Source organism: Sarcina sp. DSM 11001 (assembly GCF_900101015.1).
GTDB lineage: Bacteria > Bacillota > Clostridia > Lachnospirales > Lachnospiraceae > CAG-791.
In genome coordinates this window covers 209042-228127 of sequence record NZ_FNFZ01000001.1, presented here as the reverse complement: position 1 = coordinate 228127, position 19086 = coordinate 209042, and the positions used below count along the sequence as shown (strand labels likewise).

Below are 19086 nucleotides of genomic sequence, written 5' to 3'. Positions count from 1 at the left end.
GAAAAAGTTACGATCGGGATTAAGAAAATCCTGTGAGAGGAGCCTCCGCGGGCGTAGGAAACAGTCCGCCTTCTCCTGTGAACAGGTTCTTGAGTTCCTCCGGGAACTCCCCGTTGATCAGCTTGTCAATCGTCTTGATCTTGCGGCCGCAGCGCTCGATGATGGTCTGACATTTCTCCACGGAAAGGGGGCTGATCCGAATGTCCACCTTGTTGGGCAGCTTGCGGTTGCCCTGGACGCGGACCTCCACCCTGCCACCACGGATCTTGAGGACGACGACCGTTCCCGAGCGGAAATAGCAGCGGCCCCGCCGTAGGCGTGTGGACATCCTTCTGCTCACTGCCATTTCCCTTTCCCTTCTCAATACTTCCTTCTCAATAATTCCTTCTCATGATCCTTTCTCAAATCCCTCTCAAAAATCCCTGAGCCTTTGGTCTTTCCCGCTGCTTTTGTTTTTTCAAAAACGATTTTCCATAAAAAACAAAAGACCGGCCTTTAAAGGCACAGATTAACCATTTCTTCCTAACATAAAAAATAAACAAAGACATCTCTTTTAATGTTTTAGGGGACTGAGGTCAATCAGCGCCATAGGCCAGCAGGCAACAGGGTTTTGAATGAGCGTTCCTGATCGGATCCTAAGCCTTTTTACATTCCCGATTTCCGGTCCCGGTTTTAAAAGCCCGTTTTTAAAGCAAAAATCAGGATTGAGACAAAACGCAATAGTGTGCTATACTGAGTCGGTCTAAAAAGAATGAAATATATCGTACGCCGTCGGTCAGGATCATCCGGAGGCGGCCTATCGTTTTAAACGATAAATGAATGTATTTTTACGATATAAGCTCGTAACAAGGAGGAAAAAACATGATCGAAGAAACCCGGCGTCTGCCCGAACTTTTCGGAAGCATGGTCTTTCATGAGCAGACCATGAAGGAACGCCTTTCTCCATCCTGCTATAAAGAATGGAAAAAGGCAGTTTCCGACGGCACGCCACTGGATATTTCCACTGCCAATGAAATTGCGGAAGCCATGAAGCAGTGGGCGGTGGAAAAAGGCGCCACGCATTATACACACTGGTTCCAGCCTATGACAGGCTTCACTGCCGAGAAGCATGACAGTTTTATTCAGACGGACGATGGCGGCAGAGTCGTCATGGAGTTCTCCGGCAAGGAGCTGGTGCGCGGAGAGCCCGATGCCTCCTCCTTTCCTTCCGGCGGACTGCGCGCGACCTTTGAAGCCCGCGGCTATACGGCATGGGATCCCTCTTCCTTCGCTTTTATAAAAGAAGGTTCTCTCTGCATTCCCACGATCTTCTGCTCCTATTCCGGCCACGCCCTGGACAAGAAGACCCCTCTTTTGCGCTCCATGGACGCCGTCAGCAAAGCCTCGGTGAGGATCCTGCGGCTTTTCGGCGACACCACGACCAAGAGAGTCATCGCCCAGGTTGGGCCCGAACAGGAATACTTCCTGGTCGACAAGGATATGTATAAGAAACGGGAGGACCTGATCATGACGGGCCGGACCCTGTTCGGCGCCAAGCCTCCCCGGGGACAGGAGCTCGCTGACCATTACTACGGAGCTATCCGCCCCCGCGTACAGGCCTATATGCAGGACCTGGACAACGAGCTCTGGCAGCTGGGAGTCTTTTCCAAGACCAAACACAACGAAGTTGCCCCATCACAGCACGAGATGGCTCCCATCTATACAGATGCCAACAGGGCCTGCGACCAGAACCAGATCACCATGGAGATGATGAAAAAAGTGGCAGACCGCCACAATCTGGTCTGCCTTCTCCACGAGAAGCCCTTTGCGGGCGTCAACGGATCCGGAAAGCATGACAACTGGTCTCTCTCCAAGGACACCGGCGAAAATCTCTTTAAGCCCGGTTCCACACCCAGAGAGAACGCCCAGTTCCTGCTCTTCCTGACTGCCTTCCTCAAGGGTGTCGACGAATATCAGGACATGCTCCGCGCCACGGTCGCCACTCCCGGAAATGACCACCGCCTGGGCGCCCAGGAGGCACCGCCCGCCGTCGTCTCCGTCTATCTCGGTGAAGAACTCAGCGCAGTGGTAGATTCCATCATCAATGATACGGACTACACAAACGCGGGAAAGAGGAATCTGGCGATCGGTGTGGACACCATGCCCCCTATCCCCATGGACAACACGGACCGCAACCGCACCTCCCCCATGGCCTTCACCGGCAACAAGTTTGAATTCCGCATGGTGGGCGCCTCGCTCTCTGTTTCCGGCCCCAATATCGTCCTCAACACCATGATGGCCGAGGAGCTCGACCAATTCGCGGGCGAACTTGAAAAAGCAGATGATTTCCACAATGCCCTGCACGCACTTATCCGCCGTGAACTGACGGCGCACAAGCGGATCATCTTTGACGGCAACGGCTATGACGAAGCCTGGATCGAGGAGGCCAAGCGCCGCGGCCTGTCCAACAATGTCTCCGCTGTGGACGCACTGCCCGCCTATATCACGGAAAAGAATATCCGCCTCTTCACGGACCATGCGATCTACACCAGCGATGAGGTGCACGCCCGCTACAACATCCATGTGCAGAACTACACTGCTACGATCTCCATCGAGGCCAGGACCATGATCGACATGCTCCGCAAGGAGATCCTGCCTGCCGTCTCTAGCTACGGGACCACCCTTTGCACCGGACTGGAGCGCCGCAAGGCTATGGGTCTTCCCTCTAAATACGAGGAGAACAATGCCCGCAACAACTGCCTTCTCTCCAACTGCCTCAGCGATGCCTGTGACCAGCTTGAAAAAGACCTCCGCAATATCCCGGCGGATCCTGAAGAAGCCATGAGATACAGCCGCACAGTCCTTGTTCCCGACATGGACGAATGCCGCAGCTATGCGGACGAACTCGAGACGATCACCTCCAGGGATGCCTGGCCGATCCCCGTTTACTCCGACCTCCTCTTCAGCGAGATCTGAGCCAACTGCAAATACAAAACCCCTTTCCGGAAGGCTGCTGTCACAGCCGCCCGGAAAGGGGTTTTTTCAGTATTTTTCTGTATTCAGTATTTTTCTGTATTCAGTATTCTCTATACACAGTATTTTTTCTGTATTCAGCATCCTTCTGACCGGACCGTCAGCGGCTGCCTTTCGATCATCAAAGGATCAAAAGAGGAAAAGTCCCCGCGGGTTCTTGTCAGGATCATCAGGGCTTTGCCTACCCTGACGGTCACAGATGCCCTCAGTGTGTACGAAATTTCAGATGAAATTTCATTGCTTACCCCAAGGGGGAAAGAATTAGTGAGCTCTCCATCCTGCAGGGGATATTTCATCCCCTCCAGTGTGACTCCCGTCACTCTGCTGTCCAGGGCCAAAAGGGAAAAGATCCCTTCAAAGTTCTCCGGAAAGGTGACTTTCTCGCTGCTGAGCACACTGACCAGCGTTGTCTTCCCGACCAGGTAGGCCCGGGCGTCTCTTTCCCTCAGCCAGGCAAGGGTCTGGATATTTGCCATCGTGTGATCCAGCCGCCCTCCCAGGGCTCCATAGATCAGGAAGTCCCTGTATCCCTGCTCCAGGCACAGCCTGGCAGCGTAGATCGTGTCGGTGTCATCCTTTTCCCGGGGCAGGCGCAGGACCTTTTTTCTCCCGCATCTCTCCAGTTTTTCCAGGAGAGGAAAGAGGTCTTCTCCCAGGGAATCAAAATCCCCCAGGATCAGGTCCGGCTCGATCCCCTGGGCGAGGAGACGGGGCAGTCCGCCGTCCACCGCTATGACAAGATCCTCCGCCCGGCGGAGGATCTCCATTTTTTCATATTCACCCGCGCACATCAGGATCGCCCGCGGGGCTATACTGCAAGTCTTTTTCATGTTTTCTTCATGCCGCGCTCAATCCGGTCACACACCTGAATTTCGGCAGGTCCCATTCCCGATTTGTCACAAATCTTTGGCAGACTCAATTCCCGGTCTGTTTCAAATCTCTGGCAGGTTCTGTTCCCGGTCTGTTCCAAATCTTTGGCAGATTCAATTTCTGGTCTGTTTCAAATCTCCGGCAGGTTCCATTCCCGGTCTGTTTCAAATCTCCGGCAGATTATCTGATTTACTTCAGTTCCATGGTCCTGACCACATCCATATTCTGCTGGATATAGGTGATCAGGGAAATGATTGTAAGGGCAAGAGCAATCCACATGACGATCTGTGTGACCATGGCGAGGGCAGGCAGATTGACGATCATGAGGATGATCATGATCATCTGGAAGGTGGTCTTCCATTTTCCCCAATAGTTGGCCGCAATGACGATCCCGTGCTCTGTCGCGATCAGTCTGAAGCCGCTGATAATGAACTCTCTGGCGACGATGATCACAACGATCCAGGAGGGGATACGCCCCAACTCGATCAGGCAGATCATACCGGAGATCGTCAGGACCTTGTCCGCCAGGGGATCCATAAATTTCCCAAATGTCGTGACAAGATTGTATTTTCGTGCGATCTTACCATCCAGAAGGTCTGTCAGAGAGGCTGCGATAAAAAGGATCAGCGCGATCCATTTCAAGGATTCCGATGATTTTGAAAGCAGCAGAAATGCCACAAAAAAGGGCACCAGGATCACTCGCAGCACAGTCAGTTTATTGGGCAGATTCATTACTATTACCTCCCTTTTACACAACAGACAAAAAGCTCCTCAATCCAACGAAAAGCTCCTCAATCATATAATAATTCTCGATCAAAAAAAAATCCCTCAGTCAGACAATGAGCTCCTCAATCAGCCGGAAGGCCGATCAGGTCATATTGATCCGAGCCGGTGATACGGACATCGATCATGTCCCCGGTCATCAGTTCCCTCTGTGTCTCAATGAACAGGGTTCCGTCCACACCGGGCGCATCCATATAGGTGCGGGCTGTATAGACATCCTCTCCCGCGATCCTGCCTTCCACGATTGCCCGGACTGTCCGGCCTTTCATGCGGCGGGCTTTTTTAAAGGCGATCTCCTGCTGCAGGAGCATCAGTTCCCGCAGACGTTTCTTTTTGACAGGCGCGGGGATCTGTCCCTGCATTTTCGCGGCAGGCGTTCCCTCCTCCCGGGAATAGGCAAATACACCGAGCCGGTCAAATTTCATCCGGCGCACAAAGCTCTTGAGCGTGCGGTGATCCTTTTCCGTCTCCCCGGGAAAGCCTGTGATCAGTGTCGTCCTGATACAGATGTCCGGGATCTCGACGCGGAGAAGGGCAATGACCTCCTCGAGCTGCTTCCGGTCGGTCCGGCGCCCCATCTTTTTCAGGATCTCATCCGAAGCATGCTGGACCGGCATATCAATATAGTGCAGGACCTTGGGTTCCTCTTTGATCGTCCGGATCAGTTCCCCGGTGACTTCTTCAGGGTAACAGTACAGAAGCCGGATCCATTCGATCCCTTCGATCTTTGCCAGTTCGTGCAGGAGCTCTGACAGCATCTTCTTTCCGTACAGGTCTGTCCCATAGACCGTTGTCTCCTGGGCGACCAGGATCAGCTCCCGGACACCCTGTCCGGCGAGCTCCCCCGCCGTCCTCAGGATCTCCTCCATGGGAACGCTCCTGTAGGGACCGCGGATGGAAGGGATCACACAGTAGGTGCAGTGCTTATTGCAGCCTTCCGCCAGGCGCAGATATCCGGACCCGTTTGCCGTAGTCAGCACACGGTCCGCGCCAACGCGCGGCTTTCTGCGCAGATCCTCCAGGCGGATCGCTTCCTGCCCCTGTATCTTACCGCTTTTCAAAACTGTCCGGAGCGTCTCTGTCAACGTTCCCTGAGCGGTCGTCCCGATGACAGCATCCACCTCCGGAATCTCCCTGAGGATATCCTCACTGTAACGCTGGGCCAGGCAGCCAGTGACGATCAGGGCTTTGAGCTGCCCCGCAGTCCGTCTTTCCGCCAGTTCCAGGATACTCTCTATGCTCTCTTTTTTCGCGTCATTGATGAAACAGCAGGTATTGACAACGGCAGCTTCCGCTTCCTCTTCATCGTCAGTAAATTCAAACCCTTCTTTCATCAGGTCGCCGAGCATCTCTTCGGAATCGATCAGGTTTTTATCACATCCCAGAGAAACAAACAGGATCTTCATGCCTCAGCCCCGGCTTCTTCCGCTGAAATTTCCTCTCCGGCAGTTTCTGACAGGACTCCGCCGATGGGCTCTTCCTCTAAAAGGACTTCCTCTACGGGTTCTTCTTCCAGCAGTTCCTCCTCAACAGGCTCCTCCGCCGGCAGCTTCTCCTCTACAGAATCCTCTGCTTCCCGCAGGGAAAGAACAGAGGCCTCCTCAGCAGAATCATCAACAGCAGAAATTTCGTCAGAAAACACCTGTGCTTCAGCTGCAGGCTCTTCGGATTCGGAAACTTCAACGGCGTCTTCTTCTCCGAATTCTTCCCCTTCCTCTCCGATCACTTCTTCACTGCCGGGCAGGATATACTCCTCTTCGACCTCGTCCTCCGCAAGAATACGGATCTCGCCCTGGTTAAGCTCATCGACCGCGATCGAAAGAGGCTTTTCTCCTCTGGAGACCTTGACAAGAGGCTCGTCCCCGTCCACGATCTGGCGGGCACGTTTTGCAGTAGCCATCACGATGGAATAGCGGCTGTTGATGACAGGAGTCTCTCCCTCTTCGACATCTTTGTTGACAACTTCCATAAGATCCACATAGGACGGATGAATCATAAACATTTTCCTTTCTGAAACGATTTTCGTGTCTTAAAAACAGGATAACAGATGTACCCCTGGTTATTTTTTCTTACTTTTTCTTTCTTTTTTTCTATTATAATTTTTCTTTCTTATTTTTTCTCTCTGATTTTTTCTCTTAATATTCTCGTCTATTATTTCTCCTGGTTATCTCTCCTGGCCAGCACCTGATTGAGTTCTTCTTCAAATCTTTCAGAGAACGCCTCCTTGTTTTCCCGGGATGTGAGGATCCTCCCTCCGGAAAGGGCAGCGGCACCGACGTCTGCCCGGGCTCCTGCCCCGGTCTGACAGGCTCCCCTGTCTCCCCTGATCAGAGAGTTGATATCGGACGCACAGGTCTCTACTTCGTCATTAAACACCAGGAAGGGATACTCGGGGACAGAGGAAATCTCCTGCAGAGCCTGCCGAAGTCTTTTCGTCACAGTTTCCGCACTGTCCGTCCCTCTTCCGACCAGTCTCCTCTCCAGCTCTTGCGCATTCCTTGGAGAAACAAAAATAAGGACCGCCTCAGGAAAACGCTTCCGGATCTGCATGGCACCCTGCACTTCGATCTCGAGCAGGACATCTCTGCCCGCATTCATATTCTGCTCCGCAAAAGCACGGGGAGTGCCGTAGTAATGATTTACATATCCGGCATGTTCGAGAAAACCTTCCTGACGGACCAGGTCTTCGAATTCTTCATTTGTGACAAAATGGTATTCCACACCGTTCCGCTCACCGCTTCTGGGCTGCCTGGTGGTCATGGAGATTGAAAGCACATAATCGCCGTACTCCTCCATGAGCCTGCGAACTACTGTTCCCTTGCCTGCTCCGCTGAAGCCGGAGATCACAACCAGTTTTCCTTCCATACTTACTGCCTCATCTGTTCTGCCGCATCTGTGCAGTGTCTGCCAATACGATACCTGTCTCTGCCGCATCTGCACAGTGTCTGCCTGTTCGGTATCTGTCTATGCTGCGTCTGTGCAGTGCCTGTCTAATCGGTATCTGTCTCTGCCGGATCTTTGGCTGCAGGACTCTGACCCGATCCCTGAGTCTCATCGCCGTCGTCTTCCGACATGGCTCTGCCCCGGATCGTTTCAGGCAGGAGAGCGGACAGGACGATCCTGTCATTTTCCATAACAATGACAGATTTCGTCTTTCTCCCCTGAGTGGCATCGATCGTCCGCCCGTCATTTTTGGCCTGTGAAACCAGGCGGCGGACCGGAGCCGACTCCGGGCTCACGATCGCGATGATCTTTTCCGCGTTCACGATATTTCCGAATCCGACATGGATCAGCCTGTTACCGGTCATACTTTTTCCTGCCGCTTCTGTTCCTTATTATATAATATCCTTATTCTATAACAGATCCCAGATTATGTTCTATATTATTCTATGTTCTGGACCTGCTCGCGGATCTTTTCCACTGACGTCTTGAGTTCGATCGCGTGATCGGAGACCTCGCGGTCATCGGATTTGGAGAGAATGGTATTGGATTCTCTGTTCATCTCCTGGGCGATGAAATCAAGCTTCCGCCCGATGCTTCCGCTCTTGGAAAGCTCGTGGCGCGTCGCCTCGATGTGGCTGCTCAGCCTCACCAGCTCTTCATCCACACAGACCTTATCCGCATAGATCGTGACCTCCTGGGCGATCCTTGATTCATCGATGCCGGAACCGGCCAGAAGCTCGGCGACCTTTTCCCTCAGGGAAGTCCGGTACCGCTCGATGAGCTCCGGCGCTTTCTGAGAAATACAGTCGACATAACCGCACATTTCATCCAGCTTGGCGATCATATCTTTTCTGAGGAATTCCCCTTCACGGATCCTCGCCTCGTCAAACATCTTCACGGCTTCTGTGAGAACCCTGAGCAGGACATCCCAGATTCCTTCGGGATCGGCGGGTTCCTCTTCCATGGAAAAGACATCCGGAAAACGGGACAGGGAGGAAACAGTAATATCGTTTCTGATCCCGAACTGATCTGCCATCTCAGAAAAATGCTTCCAGTATTCCTGCGCAATGCGGGAATTGTACATGACTGTCTTGTTGGCTTCCGTCAGGTCTTCATAGGAGATGAAAACATCCACCTTACCCCGCTGCATATATTTTTTCAGTTCTTTGCGGATCTGCGCTTCGAGCTGATTGAGCTGTCTCGGCATCTTGATATTGATGTCCAGGTATCTGTTGTTGACTGACTTGATCTCAACCGCGACCCTGCAGGAGTCATCGGAAAATTCGCTCCTGCCGTATCCTGTCATACTTCTGACCATCTGCACCTCCTGTGGGGGGCTGCCTCCTGAGGGCACACAAATAAGATGTCCGCATGCCCGCGGGCAGAGATAAAACCAGTAACCATTATAGCATTATACTCCAAGCCGTCAAGAAATACCCTGACATAAGAAACATAAGAAACGTGCAAAATAGCTCCAAATTTGAAAATGGAGCCATTTTGCACATTCTCAAATGTCAAAAAAAGAAGATTCTTAAATAAAAATGTTGTTTGCACGGCAGACAAAGACCGGAAGGACTGCCAGAATGGAAAGCAGCAGAGAAGTGATTATGGAAAACCCCGCGTATCGGTGTATTACGGACTCTGGTACTTTTCCAGGTCAAGCAGCTTCTCTGCCTTGGCTACAACCAGTGCAGCCATCACGTCACCGGTCGTGTTAGACATGGTGATAAACATATCCAGGAGGGGATCAATCGCGATGATCAGACCGATGGCCTCAACGGGAACATTCAGTGCCGTCAGCACAACGCTCATGCAGACCAGAGCAGCTCCCGGGACGCCCGGCGCACCGAGGGATAGCAGTATGATTGTCACCGCAATCGAGAACAAAGAGGAAGGCGAGACACTTACGCCGTATGCCCTTGCCAGAAACAGTCCCATAACACACAGATAGATACAGGTTCCATCCATGTTGACGGTGGCGCCGAGAGGAATGGAGAAGTTGCACACTTTAGGGGAAATTCCGAGCTTGTCCGTGCATGTACGAAGATTGGTGGGCATCGACGCGGAGCTTGAGCAGAGCGTGAAGCTCGTCAGCATACCTTCCCGGTTCTTACGGAAAAACGTGAGAGGATTCAGGCGGGCCATCACGAGGACCAGTATGCCATAGACACAGAGCATACAAAGGGTTATCAGAACATGTGTCAAGCCTGCTCCCAGGACCGAAAGCAGAGAGCTGCCTCCCAGTTCAATCACCAGCAGTGACACAGAGCAGAACACTGCTGCCGGGATGAACCGGGCGATCATCGTGGTAATAGTCAGAAACAAGGAATTACAAGCCTCAAACAAATCCTTAAGCGTCTTGGAATATTTACCGATCATTCCCACGGCCACTCCACAAACAATGGCCAGGAATATAATCTGCAGCGTGTCCGATTGCACAAATGGAGCAATGAAGTTGGAAGGTACAATATTGACAATGGTGTTAAGGATTGAGGTATCAACGCTTGTATCCACAGTGACTGCCGCAGTCGGGACACTTCCGGACAGTGCGAATGCCCACTCCCCCGGCTGCACCAGAAGGGTAATGCTGATTCCCAGAAACACGGCGATCACAGTGGTCAGCAGATACATTCCCATCACCTTGGCACCCAGGCGCCCGAGCTCTAGAATGCTGTTGAATTGCGATATGCAGGTGACGATTGAGAAAAAGACAACGGGAGCAATGATGACTTTCAGTGCATTCATGAAGATTGTCTTCACCGGGGTCAGGAGATACGTGCAAAGACCGGTCGTCAGGACTTCCGGGAAAACCAGTTTTGCCAATGCGCCGAAGATCAGTCCCAGTACCAGCGCCGTCAGCGTGAGCACCAGCATTGACTGGTCTGCCTGGCCTGACAGGATCCGTACCCAGTTGGCGTTGTTTATATGGCGGTACTTGAAGTTTTCCCCAAAGGAGCGCATCACGATGGAACGGATGGCTTCCTCCATGTCCTTGTCGTCTTTTTCAGTCAGACGGACGGTCTCCACGGCGTCGGCAAAAGGGTTGAATTCATCGCCCTGCATGTGGAAATTGACGCTCGTATCCCCCAGGAACCGCCGGATCCTTATGTAAAGGACGGCGTCCGTTGTGGTGGCATGCTGTATCATCTGAACGATCATTTCTTCAGCCAGAAGCTCTGTTTTGGTAACAAGTTTCTCTGCAATCCCCAGTTCGCTCAGGGAAGTATGGATAAATTCTATGGAATCCTCCATAAAACTTCTGCTGTCGGTGGCAAAACTCTGTCTTTTATCGGTGATTTTCACTCTTTTCATCGGTAAAACTCCTTGTGCATCCTGAAATGTACCTTATTTACATGTACCTGAACTTCAAAATAATATCATGGCAGAAATATATTAGCAAGAGTGCCTCCTCCCAAGTTCAAGACTCGCTTTCGAATCTTGCGCCTATGCGCAACATGGGTTCACATCTACGGGTTTTCCTTATCTTTGTCTTGTAAAGACAAGGGGAACATCTTCCGCACCGCACGCGTGGTGCATCCAACACACCTTCGGTGTGTCGGAGCGTTTATTTCTGTTTATTTTTCAGCAATTGCTTTTACCACTTCCAGCAGGATTTCCACGCACTGATCCATCTCTTCTGCAACAGCATGTTCATAATAACCGTGGTATGCGTAGCCGCCCGTGCCCAGGTTAGGACAGGGCAGGCCCCTGAAGGAAAGCTGGGCACCATCTGTTCCCCCGCGAACCGGCCTGGAGACAGGTGTAAGTCCGACAGCGCGAATTGCACATTTTGCGATCTCCACTACCTCGGGATGTCTTGCTGCCACTTCTGCCATGTTCCGGTACTGGTCTTTGATCTGATAGTCCACAGTGCCTGCACCATATTTTTGATTTAACTTTTCCGCCGTCTCCTGTACTTTCTGCTTTCTCCGGTCAAATATCTCCGCGTCATGATCCCGCAGGATATAGTCAGCTGTTGCTTCACTGACATTTCCTTCGGCACCAGTTAAATGATAAAAACCTTCACGGCCTTCTGTTTTTTCCGGCACCTCGTCCGGTGGAAGCATGCCATTGAATTCCATCAGTACCTTCATAGCATTGATCATCCGCCCTTTTGCATCTCCGGGATGCACCGAAAAACCATGGGCTGTCAGATGGACCGCTGCTGCGTTAAAGGTCTCGTACTCCACCTCGTCCGGTGCGGAACCATCCACTGTATATGCAAAATCTGCACCAAAAGCACCTACATCCAGATACACAGCCCCATGTCCGATCTCCTCGTCCGGGGTAAAGCAGACGCAAATCCTGCCATGCGGCCTTTTCTCCCTGACCAGCCGCTCACACATTGTCATGATCTCTGCAATACCGGCCTTGTCATCTGCCCCGAGGACAGAGGTACCATCCGTTGTCAGGATAGTTTTCCCCCGGCATTCTTTCAGATGCGGGAAGGCATCCGGATCCAAGGTCTTCCCGGATGTCCCCAAAGAGATGGGTTTCCCGTCATAATTCAGGATCAACTGCGGCCGGGTTTCCGTCCCTCCGCAGTCATCTACTGTATCCATGTGAGAGATGAAACCAACAGATCTGCATCCTTCGCAGCCTGACGCTGCCGGCAAAAAGCCATAGACATAGGCATGCTCATCAACGTGGACATCTGTCATGCCCAAAGATTTCATTTCATCTGCCAAAAGATGCGCAAGGACAAACTCTCCCTCTCCCGAAGGTGTTTTCTCCACCTCTTCATGGCTTGTTGTATTGACCGTGACATATTTCAGTAGACGCTTATACGCTCTCATTTTTTTCCTTCTTAATTATAAATAGTTATCAATTTTAAATAGTTATCATTATGAATAGTTGTCAAATATAGTTACAGAGAATAACGTTGTCTGTATCATTATCCCCGGGTTCTTGAAAGAACGTTGTATGATATTCCCGTAGACAAGAAAGAAGTGCTATACTATTTCAGTAAAGAAAACTGTTAGGAGAACTATTATGGCTTTTGATGGAATCACTGTCGCCGGGCTCTGCAGAGAGCTGCAGGAAACACTCACCGGCGGCCGAATTTATAAAATCGCGCAGACAGACAGAAACGAGCTGGTGCTCACCATCCGTCCTGCCGCGGACCGGGGCGGCGGCCAGCTCCGCCTCTACCTCTGCTCCGACCCGTCCCTCCCCCTCGTCTATCTGACACGGACCTCCAGGCAGGCTCCCCTGCAGGCGCCGGCCTTCTGCATGCTGCTGCGCAAACATCTTCAGAACGGACGCATCCTTTCTGTCGAACAGCCCGGTCTGGAGCGCGTCCTGCGCATCACGGTCGAACACCGCAACGAGATGGGCGATCTGTGTACCCATGTCCTGGTCGTGGAGATCATGGGCAAGCACAGCAATATCATCTTTCTGGATGACAGCGACATGATTGTGGACAGCATCCGGCACATCTCTTCAATGGTCAGCTCCGTCCGCGAGGTCCTTCCCGGCAGGCCCTGGTTCATTCCGGACACCCAGTCCAAAAAAGATCCTCTCACAGAGACGAAGGAAGGATTCATGGCAGTTCTGGAAAACGGGCATACAGAGGCGCCCAAACTTCTCGTGCGCAACTATACCGGCTTTTCCACTGTCATCGCCCAGGAGCTCTGTGACAGGGCAGATCTCTCACAGGACAGGTCGGCTGCCCTTCTGACCGCCGAGGAAAAGGAGACTCTCTGGACTCAGTTTGAAGCCCTGATCCGGACTGTCCGCTCCGGAAGCTTTGCCCCAGCCATGTACTGCAGAAAAGGAGAAGGGGCAAATGCGGGCGCTCCTGCGGAGTTTTCCCTCATTCCCCTCAGCCACTACGCGGACTGTACAGAAGTCCCCTATGACTCTCCCTCTGCCCTGCTCGAGGATTTTTACGCCAGAAAAAATCTGTACACCCGCATCCGGCAGAGGAGCGCAGACCTCCGCCACATCGTGCAGACGATCCTGGAGCGGGATGTCCACAAATATGACCTCCAGTGCAGGCAGATCAGGGACACGGAAAAAAAGGACAAATACAGGCTCTACGGAGAACTTCTGAATGCCTACGGCTACTCCATCCCCTCCGGAGAAGCAAGCTGCGTAGTCGACAACTATTATACCGGCGAGAAGATGACGATCCCGCTCGATCCCTCCCTCACGCCGCAGCAGAACGCCAAAAAATATTTTGACCGCTATGCCCGCATGAAGAGAACCAGCGAAGCCCTGACCAGTCTGACAGCACAGGTAAAAGCCGAGATCGACCACCTCCGGAGCATCCAGAACGCCCTCGAATTCTCCACGACGGACTCTGATCTTTCCCAGATCCGGCAGGAGATGGAGGAAAGCGGTTATCTGCGCCGCAAATACGCCGGGCAGAACAGCGGGCGCAAAGTGAACCGGTCCCGCCCTCCCCAGAGCAGGCCTCTCCATTACATCAGCAGCGACGGCTATGACATTTATGTTGGAAAAAACAACCTTCAGAATGAAGAGATCACCTTCCGGATGGCGGACAGCCGCGACATCTGGTTCCACGCCAACGATATGCCCGGCTCTCACGTCCTGCTCCGCACCGGCGGAAAAACCATAGATGAGATCCCCGACCGCGCGTTTGAGGAAGCCGCCTCCCTCGCCGCCTGGTACTCCAGCGGGCGCAGCCAGGGTAAGGTCGAGATTGATTATCTCGAGAGAAAAAATGTCAAAAAGCCCTCCGGCGCCGCCCCCGGCTTCGTCGTCTACTATACCAACTACTCTATCCTGGCAAAGACAGATATCAGTGCCCTGAAGGAAGTGACCGAATAAAGACGCCCTTCAGTGCGGCCGCGGCCCCGGACCTGTTTTTTGCGATGAATCTGCCCGCGCAGGGGTATCCATACTTGCGGCCATAGGCGAGCGCCCACAAACATGTATGAATAAAGTATAGAACCGATCTACAGCCAGTGCAGCTTTTTCAGAAGCCGCGCCAGCGAGTCTCCTTTAGGAAGCCCCAGGATGTCTTCCCGGGTAAATCCTCCGGTCTTTATCAATACGAAGAAATAGACCGGAATGGCGACTAAGATCGCCGGGAGGACAGCCGCAAAATTGGAGAAGTATTCTCCTCCGAACCCGGAAACCAGCTTGAAGATCCCCCGGTAGACTCCAAATGCAGCCGCTCCCATGACAGCCGCGCTCAGGATCGGTTTGAGATAGACCTGGACCGGATCGATCCTCAGACCGAGATAGTGCCTCAGGAAGAGCTCGTTCAGAGCAAAGATGATCGCTGCGTACAGGACGCTGACAAAGACCATCGCGTAGATCCCCCAGTCCGTGAATCGCAGAAACCAGGCGAGGACCGCTGTCTGGATAATGAGGGCCGCGCCCGCGCTGACGATGGGCATGTTCATTTTTCCAATGGCCTGCAGGACGGCGTTTGTGATCGTACCAACGGATAAAAAGATGACCGTCACAGCCTGCAGGGCCAGAAGAACGGAGGCAAGCTCCAGCGTCTCCCACTGAGGGAACATCAGCATCGTAACGGGCCTTGCCAGCACCGTCAGGCCGACGGCACAGGGAACGGCAATCACCAAAGCCATGCGCGCTGCATTGACAGACCGCCTGCGGGTCTCTTTGAGATCACCGGAGGCATGGGCTGTGGCGATATTCGGTATGATCGCCGCCGAGACGGCTGTGGCGACTGAGACCGGAATGTTGATGATGACAACGGCTTTATTGGAAAAAAGACCGAAGACAGTCGTCACCGCGGCCTCCGACAGCTTTCTCCCGTCGATCAGCATATTGAGGTAGATCATCTGGTCCAGTGTCGTCGTCAGATTCAGGATAAAATTGCTCACGACAAAGGGAGTGATCACGAGGATAGTGCTCTTCATGATCGCTCCGTAGGATTCCACTGGCCCTTTGTCCGTCCCGATCCTCCGGATAAACCCCTTCCGGTAGCGGAGATAGGCGGCCGTCATAAAGATCAGAGCTGTGATGACACCGCTCCCGGTTCCCATGGCGCTTCCCATGGCTCCCCGCACAGCCCGCTCCGTCTCAGTGGCCAGCGCAGGAGCAGACCTGATCAGAAGGATGGCGGCTCCGATACTGATGCCCGCATTGGCAACCTGCTCCAGGATCTGGGAGACCGAGGTCTGGACCATCGACTGATTCGCCTGGAAATACCCTCGCACCGCGCCCAGGATCCCGAACAGAAAGATCGTCGGCGCAAAAACCCGCAGAACGGGAACCGCATTGTGTTTTACCAGGACTCCAGCTCCAAAGTACAGGAGCAGGCTCCCCATAGCCCCTACGATCAGAGAGTATATAAGCGCGCAGTGAAAAGCGCGCTGCGCATTCCTGTACTGCCCGACAGCGATCTTGGTGGACATCTGCCGGGAAATAGCCGCCGGCAGCGAATAGGAGGAAAGGATCAGGATGATCGTATAAATATTATAGGCCGCGCCGTAATAGCCGTTGCCCTCATCTCCGATGATCGCCGTCAGGGGCGCCCTGTAGAGAAGCCCGATGATACGGACCACGATCGTCGCGATCGCCAGGACTCCCGCCTGCACCGCAATACTCCCTCCCGAAACAGGAGCCTCACTGTTCTTTTTTATCTTTTTCTGATCGTTCATTTCCCGGGTTCTTTCTATAAAACAGTCTGTGATTGATCTGCCTGCGTCATCCGCTGCATGACCTGTTGTGCAGTCTTTGCGTCATCCGCTGCGTGATCTGTTGTGCAGTCTGTAAGCAGCCTGCGGATTTTACTTTGAGCTGACGATTATCGCAGAGATCAGGGCGTAACCCCCCCGGCAGATCCTGTGCAAGAAAATCGCGGCAGGACAATCGCTATCCTGCCGCGGCAGCCTGTGCAGGATCTGCACAGTCATCTCTTTTTATTACTATCCTTTTATTATCCTTATTACCGGTATTATTATCCATCATCCGGAATACTATCCGGCTCCCGGAGCCTCAAGCTATTCCAGGAAAGCGGTTCACCCCGGAAGTACATCCAGAAAAACTCCGGCCCTCCGGACTGATTGGATCATCGGCTTTCATCGGCCTTCAAACTGATCGGGCAGTCACCCAGCCGCTGATTTCGAAGAAACAGAAACAGCTTAGGAATACCTTCAAACCGGTCAGGCTGTCACTCAGCCGATGAGCCAGTCGTACATCTCCTGATACTTGGCTGCGGACTGTGCCCAGGAGAAGTCCGCGCGCATGGCGCGCTCAACCATCTTGTTCCACTCGAGGCGCTTGTCATAGTAGACCTGCTCAGCGTAACGGATCGAGTGCATCATCTCGTGAGCATTGTAGTTCGCGAAGGTAAAGCCTGTCCCGGTGCCCTCAAATTCATTGTAAGGCTCGACCGTATCCTTGAGGCCGCCGGTCTCGCGGACGATCGGAAGAGTGCCGTAGCGCAGGGACATGAGCTGGCTCAGTCCGCAGGGCTCAAACAGGGAAGGCATCAGGAAAGCATCGGAGGAAGCATAAATCTTGTGAGAGAGCTCATCCGAATAGTAGATATTCGCGGAGATCTTGTCGTTGTACTTCCAGTCGAAGTAGCGGAACATATTCTCATAGCGCTCTTCACCTGTTCCCAGAACGACCATCTGGATCGCGTCAAGGGAAAGGATCTCCTCGAGGACATAGGCGATCAGGTCAAAGCCTTTCTGGTCAGTCAGCCTGGAGACAATACCGATCATGAAGCACTTCTCATCGACCTTCAGGCCCAGTTCCTTCTGAAGGGCAAGTTTATTTTTGACCTTCAACTTGCGGAAATTGTCCACCGTGTAGGGCTGGGGGATCTTCTTGTCATTGTCCGGTGAAAAGTCGGTGTAATCAATGCCGTTGATAATGCCTCGCAGGTCATGGCTCCTGGCATTCATCAGACCGTCGAGACCTTCGCCGTAGAACTGCGTCTTGATTTCCTCGGCATAGGTCGGAGAAACGGTCGTGATCGCGTCCGCATAGACAAGACCGCCCTTGAGGAGGTTCGCGTCCTTATAGGCTTCCAGCTTGTCCGGTGTGAAATAATAACCGGAAAGACCTGTGATATCCTCGACATCCCTGACATTCCATTTGCCCTGGAACTTCAGATTGTGGATCGTCATGACAGTCTTGATCCCCTGGAAGAACTCGCCGCCCGCAAACCGCTCTTTGAGATAGACGGGCACCAGACCGGTCTGCCAGTCGTGGCAGTGGATCAGGTCGGGGTGGAAATCGATGGCAGGGAGCACAGACAGGACAGCTTTGGAGAAGAATGCAAACCGGGTGATCTCAAACATGGGATCATCGGTATAGGGCTTGTCGCTGGTAAAGAAGCCCTCATTGTCGACGAAGTAAAACTTGATCCCATCGACCTCGGCCTGGAGAACTCCGACATACTCACTCTTCCAGTGGAAATCCATATAGAAGTGAGTGACATACTCCATCTTGTCTTTCATATCCTGCTTCATGCAGGAATACTTGGGCATGATCACTCTGACATCATAATATTCTTTATCCAGTTCCTTGGGAAGGGATCCGACAACATCTGCCAGACCTCCTGTCTTGATAAAAGGAACGCCTTCTGATGCCACAAAAAGAATTTTTTTCATAAGTCAATGACCCCCTGTTACTGTACTGAAATGATATGCTATAAACTATGCCATTTTTGCACCGGCAGTAACAGCAGTCTCTCACAACCGGAACTGGCAAATGAAACATTCCTAATCCATTATACCTTATTTGGAGTCAATATGCTCAAAGATTTTTTCAAAAATCAGGGATTTTTCGCTTTTTTTGCCAGTAAAACATATTTTTTCACCGCGGCAGTCCCAATTCCCAGCATCCGGGATACACTGGCGGGCTCCGCGCCTCTCACAAGGAGGCTGACCGCAAATGAAGAGCGAAGATTTTCCGGAGAAAGCCCTTCCCCGACGCCTGCGGCCTTTCCATATTTTCTGACCAGCTTCCAAACAGCCTGCCTGGAGAGCACCCCGTTGTTCCTTCCCGTGAACACCCTGGTCAAAGGACCCTCAGCCCTTCCTCGGATATCATAGAGATAATCAACCAGGGCTGAACGCGTTCTCTCACCGAAAGGGACCATACGGACTTTCTCCCCGCTTTTTTGCCCGGGAAGCAGCACACAGGATATCTGCAGGTCAAGGTTCTCCAGCCTCAGGTCCAGCAATTCCTGCGTCTTGAGGCCGGCATCGCACAAAAGGCTCAGAAGGGCCCTGTCCCGCCTTCCCGCGCAGGTACCGGCATCGGGCAGATCCAGGATTCGCCTGATCTCTTCCTGCGTCAGCAGCTGTTCTGTCTTGTTCATATCCACACCCTCGGAGTTGTGCGAATAATATATACATTCATTCACCGAAAATGACAGTCAGTACGACACAGGTACCGGGTAAATGAAAGCTATTTGCACAGAGAAAAAATTTTGCACAGAGAAAAAAATAATAAGTGCCGGTTTTGGACAGATACCAGGAGAGAATTGCCGGTCTTGGACACATACCAGGAAAGAAT

The 19086-nt window shown here is 52.5% G+C and carries 15 protein-coding genes; 2 read left to right on the top strand and 13 right to left on the bottom strand.

All coding sequences use genetic code 11. From position 1 onward, the window contains the following. Positions 1–19: 19 nt before the first annotated feature. Positions 20–346: a hypothetical protein gene (locus BLT02_RS00815; protein WP_092990949.1), complete on the bottom strand. Its 327-nt coding sequence runs from the start codon at positions 344–346 to the stop codon at positions 20–22. A gap of 515 nt (positions 347–861) precedes the next feature. Here BLT02_RS00815 and BLT02_RS00810 point away from each other — a divergent pair. Next, positions 862–2955, top strand: a complete 2094-nt coding sequence (locus tag BLT02_RS00810; protein WP_092990948.1) for a glutamine synthetase III family protein — start codon at positions 862–864, stop codon at positions 2953–2955. Positions 2956–3089: 134 nt separating this feature from the next. Here the strand turns inward: BLT02_RS00810 and BLT02_RS00805 are convergent, their stop codons facing one another. From BLT02_RS00805 to pepT, 9 genes are all read right to left on the bottom strand, one after another. Continuing rightward, positions 3090–3842, bottom strand: a complete 753-nt coding sequence (locus tag BLT02_RS00805; RefSeq protein ID WP_092990947.1) for a thiamine diphosphokinase — start codon at positions 3840–3842, stop codon at positions 3090–3092. A gap of 229 nt (positions 3843–4071) precedes the next feature. Then, positions 4072–4614 (bottom strand): CDP-diacylglycerol--glycerol-3-phosphate 3-phosphatidyltransferase, encoded by a 543-nt coding sequence (pgsA, locus tag BLT02_RS00800; RefSeq protein ID WP_092990946.1) that lies wholly within the window; start codon positions 4612–4614, stop codon positions 4072–4074. Positions 4615–4730: 116 nt separating this feature from the next. Beyond that, positions 4731–6071: a 30S ribosomal protein S12 methylthiotransferase RimO gene (gene rimO, locus BLT02_RS00795; protein ID WP_092990945.1), complete on the bottom strand. Its 1341-nt coding sequence runs from the start codon at positions 6069–6071 to the stop codon at positions 4731–4733. Then, entirely contained in the window at positions 6068–6661 is a 594-nt protein-coding gene (rpoZ, locus tag BLT02_RS18160) for a DNA-directed RNA polymerase subunit omega (protein ID WP_092990944.1), read from the bottom strand. The genes rimO and rpoZ overlap by 4 nt, the downstream gene beginning before the upstream one ends. 155 nt (positions 6662–6816) lie before the next feature. Continuing rightward, complete coding sequence (gene gmk, locus BLT02_RS00785; RefSeq protein WP_175453616.1) at positions 6817–7530, bottom strand: guanylate kinase; 714 nt, start codon at positions 7528–7530, stop codon at positions 6817–6819. A gap of 125 nt (positions 7531–7655) precedes the next feature. Next, entirely contained in the window at positions 7656–7973 is a 318-nt protein-coding gene (locus tag BLT02_RS00780; RefSeq protein ID WP_092990942.1) for a DUF370 domain-containing protein, read from the bottom strand. 74 nt (positions 7974–8047) lie between these two features. Next, positions 8048–8926, bottom strand: coding sequence for a YicC/YloC family endoribonuclease (locus BLT02_RS00775; protein ID WP_092990941.1), 879 nt, complete (start codon positions 8924–8926; stop codon positions 8048–8050). Positions 8927–9240: 314 nt separating this feature from the next. After that, on the bottom strand, positions 9241–10920 hold the full coding sequence (locus tag BLT02_RS00770) for a dicarboxylate/amino acid:cation symporter (RefSeq protein ID WP_092990940.1): 1680 nt from the start codon (positions 10918–10920) through the stop codon (positions 9241–9243). Positions 10921–11183: 263 nt separating this feature from the next. After that, entirely contained in the window at positions 11184–12404 is a 1221-nt protein-coding gene (gene pepT, locus BLT02_RS00765) for a peptidase T (RefSeq protein ID WP_092990939.1), read from the bottom strand. 196 nt (positions 12405–12600) lie between these two features. Between pepT and BLT02_RS00760 the strand changes: the two genes are divergently transcribed. Continuing rightward, positions 12601–14403 (top strand): Rqc2 family fibronectin-binding protein, encoded by a 1803-nt coding sequence (locus BLT02_RS00760; RefSeq protein WP_092990938.1) that lies wholly within the window; start codon positions 12601–12603, stop codon positions 14401–14403. Positions 14404–14531: 128 nt separating this feature from the next. Here the strand turns inward: BLT02_RS00760 and BLT02_RS00755 are convergent, their stop codons facing one another. The 3 genes from BLT02_RS00755 to BLT02_RS00745 form a co-directional block, all read right to left on the bottom strand. Next, positions 14532–16211, bottom strand: a complete 1680-nt coding sequence (locus BLT02_RS00755; protein WP_092990937.1) for a putative polysaccharide biosynthesis protein — start codon at positions 16209–16211, stop codon at positions 14532–14534. Positions 16212–16727: 516 nt separating this feature from the next. Then, positions 16728–18176 carry a glycogen synthase GlgA gene (gene glgA / locus BLT02_RS00750; protein ID WP_092990936.1) on the bottom strand — a complete coding sequence of 483 codons (1449 nt, stop codon included), beginning with the start codon at positions 18174–18176 and terminating at the stop codon, positions 16728–16730. A 164-nt stretch (positions 18177–18340) separates the two neighbouring features. Further along, entirely contained in the window at positions 18341–18889 is a 549-nt protein-coding gene (locus BLT02_RS00745; protein ID WP_092990935.1) for a tyrosine-type recombinase/integrase, read from the bottom strand. Between the last annotated feature and the right edge of the window lie 197 nt (positions 18890–19086).

What these genes read in the sequence shown, in the direction of transcription:
- BLT02_RS00810 (WP_092990948.1), top strand. Translation starts at nt 862, where the DNA reads ATGATCGAAGAAACCCGGCGTCTGCCCGAACTTTTCGGAAGCATGGTC.
- gmk (WP_175453616.1), bottom strand. Translation starts at nt 7,530, where the DNA reads ATGGAAGGAAAACTGGTTGTGATCTCCGGCTTCAGCGGAGCAGGCAAG.
- glgA (WP_092990936.1), bottom strand. Translation starts at nt 18,176, where the DNA reads ATGAAAAAAATTCTTTTTGTGGCATCAGAAGGCGTTCCTTTTATCAAG.
- rpoZ (WP_092990944.1), bottom strand. Translation starts at nt 6,661, where the DNA reads ATGATTCATCCGTCCTATGTGGATCTTATGGAAGTTGTCAACAAAGAT.
- pgsA (WP_092990946.1), bottom strand. Translation starts at nt 4,614, where the DNA reads ATGAATCTGCCCAATAAACTGACTGTGCTGCGAGTGATCCTGGTGCCC.
- BLT02_RS00755 (WP_092990937.1), bottom strand. Translation starts at nt 16,211, where the DNA reads ATGAACGATCAGAAAAAGATAAAAAAGAACAGTGAGGCTCCTGTTTCG.
- BLT02_RS00760 (WP_092990938.1), top strand. Translation starts at nt 12,601, where the DNA reads ATGGCTTTTGATGGAATCACTGTCGCCGGGCTCTGCAGAGAGCTGCAG.
- BLT02_RS00805 (WP_092990947.1), bottom strand. Translation starts at nt 3,842, where the DNA reads ATGAAAAAGACTTGCAGTATAGCCCCGCGGGCGATCCTGATGTGCGCG.
- BLT02_RS00780 (WP_092990942.1), bottom strand. Translation starts at nt 7,973, where the DNA reads ATGACCGGTAACAGGCTGATCCATGTCGGATTCGGAAATATCGTGAAC.
- pepT (WP_092990939.1), bottom strand. Translation starts at nt 12,404, where the DNA reads ATGAGAGCGTATAAGCGTCTACTGAAATATGTCACGGTCAATACAACA.
- BLT02_RS00745 (WP_092990935.1), bottom strand. Translation starts at nt 18,889, where the DNA reads ATGAACAAGACAGAACAGCTGCTGACGCAGGAAGAGATCAGGCGAATC.
- BLT02_RS00815 (WP_092990949.1), bottom strand. Translation starts at nt 346, where the DNA reads ATGGCAGTGAGCAGAAGGATGTCCACACGCCTACGGCGGGGCCGCTGC.
- BLT02_RS00775 (WP_092990941.1), bottom strand. Translation starts at nt 8,926, where the DNA reads ATGGTCAGAAGTATGACAGGATACGGCAGGAGCGAATTTTCCGATGAC.
- BLT02_RS00770 (WP_092990940.1), bottom strand. Translation starts at nt 10,920, where the DNA reads ATGAAAAGAGTGAAAATCACCGATAAAAGACAGAGTTTTGCCACCGAC.
- rimO (WP_092990945.1), bottom strand. Translation starts at nt 6,071, where the DNA reads ATGAAGATCCTGTTTGTTTCTCTGGGATGTGATAAAAACCTGATCGAT.